The following is a 3,868-nucleotide window of genomic DNA, read 5'->3' on the forward strand; positions in this document are numbered from 1 at the left end:
GCCCGTTGATAAGATTAGTGTTTTTTCCGGTTGCGACGCATATCGATGGTTACCGCCGCAACGATAATGATGCCTTTAATAATATCCTGCACATAGGCATCGACGCCGACAAAGGTAAAACCGCTTTTGATCAGGCCAAGGATCATCGCGCCAATCAGGGTGCCGGTAATGCGCCCCACTCCGCCCATTAAGCTGCTGCCGCCGATCACCGCGGCGGCAATCGCGTCCAGCTCGTAGGACATCCCCATGCTCGACTGGCCGCTGCTGACGCGCGCCGCCAGCACCACCCCCGCCAGCCCGGAGAGCGCCCCGGCGATGGTGTAGACGATCACCAGATATTTATTCACATTGATGCCGGACACTTTGGCCGAGGTCATGTTGCCACCGATGGCATACACATATTTGCCATACCGGGTATGCTTCAGCGCAATGTGAAACACGGCGGCGATCACGAAGAAGATAATCACCGGCATCGCACCCTGGCCTATCGCCGTAAAGCTGTCGGAGAGGAAGCTGATCGGGTTGCCCTGAGTGTAATACTGCGCCAGACCGCGCGCCGAAACCATCATCCCGAGGGTGGCGATAAACGGCGGGATACCGGTCCGCGTCACCAGGAAACCGTTGGTCAGGCCGCACAGCAGGCCGACGCCGATCCCCGCGCAAATGGGGATCACCGCCGGCAGGTTGACCAGCGCCGGGAACATTGGCGACAGGCTATCGGAGGTTTGCGCCAGGCTGGCCGCCACCACCGCCGCAAGGGCAATAACCGAGCCGGAGGAGAGGTCAATCCCGGTGGTGATGATCACCTGGGTGACGCCCACGGCGATGATGCCGATAATCGCCACCTGCAGCACAATCAGCACCAGCCGGTTGGTATTGAGCAGGAACGACTGGTCGCGAACATACCAGCCGGCGATTTCAAAGGTCAGGGCAATCACCAGCATCACCACAAAGATGCCGGTATCTTTCGGCATTTTATGCCGCAAATTAGCGAAGAAGGAGGAACCCTCGCTGGCCGGAGCCGCCGTTAATTTCATATTACTCATTCTCTGTGCCTCAATGGGATGCCAACGACAAAATGGTTTCCTGGTCGGCTTCGTCTTTTTCCAGGATGCCGGTGATACGACCTTCATGCATCACCATGACCCGATCGCTCATGCCAAGGATTTCCGGCAGTTCAGAGGAGACCATAATCACCGCCACCCCCCGATTCGCCAGTTCACTGATAAGATGATAAATCTCCGCCTTCGCCCCGACGTCGATACCGCGGGTCGGCTCATCGAGAATTAAGATTTTCGGTTGCGCTAACAGCCAGCGCGCAATCAGGACTTTTTGCTGATTCCCCCCGCTGAGGTTATTAATAATTTGATCCATCGTCGGCGTTTTAATATTGAGCCGGCGTATTTGCTCCATGCAGTCTTCGGCCATCTTCACGTGCTGGACAAAACCGCTCTTGCCGATATATTCCGGCATTTTGACGATACTCATATTTTCCAGCACCGACAGCACCAGAAACAGGCCCGACTTTTTCCGGTCTTCGGTTAATAATGCCATCCCCTTTTCAATCGCCACGGAGGGGGAATCGATGGTCACCGGCGCCCCGTCGATCAGCACTTCGCCGCTGTCGAAGCGCTCCATACCGAACAGGCTTTCCATCACCTCGCTGCGCCCGGCGCCCACCAGCCCGGCCACGCCCAGGATTTCGCCACGGCGTACGCTAAAGCTGACGTCATGGAACACGCCCTGACGCGTCAGGTTGCGCACCGTCAGCACCTCTTCGCCGATGGTGTTATTAAATTTCGGAAACAGCTGGGTTAATTCGCGGCCCACCATCTGGGTGATCAGCGACTGCCGGGTAAATTCGGTGGTGTTTTTGCTCCCCACCCAGGTGCCGTCGCGAAAGACGCTGATCTCATCGGTGATGGCAAAGATCTCATCCATTTTGTGGCTGATATAGATGATCGCTTTACCCTGGGCGCGCAGGTCGCGGATGATGGTGAACAGGTGAGCCACCTCGCCTTCGGTCAGCGCCGAGGTGGGCTCATCCATGATCACAATATCCGCGTTCCATGAGACCGCTTTGGCAATCTCCACCATCTGCTGGGCGGCGATGCTCAGGTCGCCCACCAGCCGGTCAGCGGTTAAGCGGATATTGAGCTTATCCAGCAGCGCCTGGGTCTGGCGGGTCAGCTGGCCGTGGTCGACAAAGCCGTACTTCATCGGCTCGCGCCCCAGCCAGATATTCTCCGCCACCGTCATATGCGGCACCAGATTGAGCTCCTGGTGGATCATCGAGATCCCCGAGCGCAGCGCATCCATGGTGTCGGTAAACTCCACCGGCTCCCCTTTGACGCGAATCGACCCTTTATCGGGGCGATAGATACCGATCAGGCATTTCATCAGCGTGGATTTACCGGCGCCGTTCTCGCCCATCAGGGCATGCACCGTTCCCGGACGCACGCGCAATGAGACATTATCGAGCGCCTTCACGCCGGGGAAGAACTTACTGATACCTTCGGCTTCAAGGGCAAAAGCGTTCATACATCCACCTCCGTACCACAGGTTGGCCAGGACTATTTCTGATTACGGTTGGTAAATTCAGCCATGTTCTCTTTGGTGATCAGCTGATACGGCACATCGATGATTTTTTCCACTTTCTCGCCGTTCGCCAGCTTGATGGCCGCGTCGACTGCGCCTTCACCCTGGCCTTTCGCATCCTGGAAGATGGTGGCGATCATCTTGCCGCTCTTCAGCATCTGCAGGGCATCCGGGGTGCCATCCACGCCGGCGATGAGAATATGGTTCGGGTTTTTGCCCAGCGCCTGCAGGGCGCCGATCGCCATTTCATCGTTGTTGGAGGCGATGGCCTGGATATCCTCACCGCTGGTCATCCAGTTGCTGACCACATCCACTGCGTCATTGCGGGTAAATTTCGCGGTCTGCTTCTGGACGATTTTGATGTTCGGGTATTTCGCTACCACCTCTTCCACCCCTTTGGTGCGGTCGCGAGTGGATTCATTCGCCAGGTCGCCGAGCAGGATCGCCACATTGCCCTTACCGTTCATCGCTTTCGCCAGCGCTTCCATCTGCAGACGGCCGGCAAGAATGGAATCCGACCCCACATAGGCCATCTTGTCGGTCAGCTCCGCCTGCGGACGGCGGTTCACAAACACCAGCGGGATCCCGGCTTTGGTGGCCTGATCCATGATCGGTTTCACCGCGTTGGTATCCACCGGGTTGACGATAATGGCGTCCACCCCCTGGCCGATAAAGTTCTGCACCTGCTGCAGCTGCTGGGAGACATCCCCTTTCGCGTCCTCGATCTGCGATTTAACGCCATCTTTTTTCATCTCTTTTTGCATCGAGGTACGCAGGATCGTCAGGAAGTTATCGTCAAACAGCGCCATCGAGACGCCAATGGAGACATCTTTTGCCATAACCACCGCAGGCAGCATGCAGGCTAACAAAGAGGCAACAATCGTTTTCTTAATATTCATAGTTGATCCTTGATTTTGTAGGTACGCCGGTGAATGAAACAAAATGAAAAATTAATTTCAGTTACGTTGCGGCAAATGTCTGCTGGTATATCGACGACGCTGCGGCACCTCTCGCACTCCATCGTGATCTAAATCACAAATAACGGCTGTTTTATTATCACTATTTTGAAACATCAGTCCATTTACGCCGCAACCTGGATTTCAGACCATTTATTTCATTAACAAGACATTTGAAACTTTTATAAGTAAATAACTGAAATGAAAATTTTAAAACTATGCAGTAACAGAATTTTGACAGACATCTAACATTGCCGCATAAATGAGCGAAAAATGAGAAGCAGACAACAATTTGCCCGATCCATCTTTGCGTT

General features: G+C 54.9%; 3 protein-coding genes. All 3 read right to left on the bottom strand.

Features of this window, described 5'->3' with window-relative positions:
• Window positions 1-14: 14 nt before the first annotated feature.
• Genes HMPREF9538_RS15405 through HMPREF9538_RS15395 form a run of 3 tightly spaced genes read right to left on the bottom strand, consistent with a single transcriptional unit; the run spans window position 15 to window position 3,497 of the window.
• Window positions 15-1,037: an ABC transporter permease gene (locus tag HMPREF9538_RS15405; protein ID WP_004152946.1), complete on the bottom strand. Its 1,023-nt coding sequence runs from the start codon at window positions 1,035-1,037 to the stop codon at window positions 15-17.
• Window positions 1,038-1,056: 19 nt separating this feature from the next.
• Window positions 1,057-2,541: a sugar ABC transporter ATP-binding protein gene (locus HMPREF9538_RS15400; protein ID WP_004142660.1), complete on the bottom strand. Its 1,485-nt coding sequence runs from the start codon at window positions 2,539-2,541 to the stop codon at window positions 1,057-1,059.
• Between the two features lie 32 nt (window positions 2,542-2,573).
• Complete coding sequence (locus HMPREF9538_RS15395; RefSeq protein WP_002892597.1) at window positions 2,574-3,497, bottom strand: sugar ABC transporter substrate-binding protein; 924 nt, start codon at window positions 3,495-3,497, stop codon at window positions 2,574-2,576.
• Window positions 3,498-3,868 lie beyond the last annotated feature (371 nt).

The sequence above is a fragment of the Klebsiella sp. MS 92-3 genome (genome assembly GCF_000195655.1).
Classification (GTDB): Bacteria; Pseudomonadota; Gammaproteobacteria; order Enterobacterales; family Enterobacteriaceae; genus Klebsiella; species Klebsiella pneumoniae.